Annotated in this window: 1 protein-coding gene and 1 pseudogene; both read right to left on the reverse strand. The window is 39.9% G+C overall.

Features of this window, described 5'->3' with window-relative positions:
- Positions 1 to 54: 54 nt before the first annotated feature.
- A complete protein-coding gene (nudK, locus tag ACEW8U_RS16335) occupies positions 55 to 666 on the reverse strand; it encodes a GDP-mannose pyrophosphatase NudK (RefSeq protein ID WP_373523122.1) in 612 nt (203 codons plus the stop codon).
- A gap of 154 nt (positions 667 to 820) precedes the next feature.
- Positions 821 to 1,651 (reverse strand): annotated as a pseudogene (locus tag ACEW8U_RS16340) (hypothetical protein); the annotation flags it as partial.

The raw sequence follows: 1,651 nt of genomic DNA on the forward strand, positions 1-1,651 counted from the left end.
GATAAATGCTAGTTCAGGTATAATTTCAAAATGAACAGGTTGGTTGCACTTGATTTACATAATTTGCTGGCATCTGAGATATTGCAGGAGCATAATGGTTTTGGCATCCCGGATTTCTCCTGTGGTGATCATTTCAAGAGCTTTGTCAAAGGATATTTCCAGCACTTCAATATTTTCATCCTCATCTTCTGCGCCTCCGCCTGACCCGACTTTCATGTCTTTAGAATACCGGGCAATGTAGCAGTGCAGGATTTCGGTGACCGCTCCCGGTGAGGTATATGCTTCGAATACTTTTAGGATATCTTTGATCTTGTACCCGGTCTCTTCTTCCGTTTCCCTCCGGATTGCCTCCTCGGGGTGTTGGCCGTCCAGCATGCCGGCACAGGCTTCTATCATCATGCCTGATTCATTTCCATTGAGATAGGTCGGCAATCTGAATTGCATGGTCAGGACTACAGTGCCTTTTTTGTTGCTGTAAAGGAGAATTGCTGCTCCATTTCCCCTGTCAAAAGCTTCCCGTACTTGAGTATGTACCGATCCGTCACTTTTTTGGTATTCGAAAGTCACCTTTTTAAGGGTGTACCAATTATCGGATAGGATTTCCTTTTTCAGTATTTTAATATTTTTGATCATATCCAAATAGACTTTTACTACCAATTTACACATAGTTTGGTTTTAAAATCAAATGAATTCCTTTTGACAATCCCGGTAATGCTCGTGAAAAGTAGATTTCAAGTTTTCTTTACAGGAATTATTTCTTTTATTCATCTGGCATTTTAAAAAAAGATATGAGGCTATCTTATCAGGATAGCCTCATTGATCAAAGTCTAAAATAGGAGAAAGTTGAATTGTCAGGGTTGGTAAATTTCAGCTGCCAAAATGGTTTTCCTGTCATAGGATGAAAAACCCTGATGATTTCATATTTCAAAGGAATATCACCCAGCGTTATTTCTTCATCACCGTTTTGCTCCGGATCGCAACTATTTTCAAACTTACTTCTCCAATAATCCTGTTGAAAAGTCACCTGATTGTTTGAAGCTGTAATGACTCCTGTAATGTACTCTGCCGAATAGGAAAAGCAATTTGGATCAAAAGAATGTCTCTCCGCTATCGTCCAGATAAACTTGCCATTTTGCGCGATCTTTAACCCAAATCCTTGTTGAGAAGCAATATTCCATGGATCTAAAGCTCCTTTAAACCATACATTATTGGTTCTGTCATATAACTTAGGATCAACGGTAAAATGCTCTTCGGTAAAACTCCACCAATCTACCCAATCACCGGATAAAGAAGGTGCTTCGGGATTACTCAAACTTTCAGGGAATGTATTTCCTTCTGTAAAGTTGGAAAAGATATTAGAGGAGGCCACATCTTGGTTTATTCTATCAAGTTGCTGGGCAACAATCCCATATCCCAATCCGAAGGTAAACCTTGAATCTCTGGCCACAAGGAGACCACTCACCGCCACATTTCCTTTTTTCTCATAACCCTGAAACTTAGAAGAGCCTGCATAGGATACCTCAGACCTGATCAGTTTGTTATTCGGTGAAGGAGTAGTAAAATTGATACCTTTCCAATAGCCACTACTTGATTTGTTGTGGGCTGTAAATACTATTTTATTTACCTCTGATCCAGTCGCATCCAAATATCC

The organism is Aquiflexum sp., assembly GCF_041751335.1.
In the GTDB taxonomy this organism is placed as follows: Bacteria; Bacteroidota; Bacteroidia; order Cytophagales; family Cyclobacteriaceae; genus Aquiflexum.

Excerpts from the sequence above, each read along its gene's own strand:
- nudK (WP_373523122.1), bottom strand. The coding sequence starts at position 666 with ATGTGTAAATTGGTAGTAAAAGTCTATTTGGATATGATCAAAAATATT.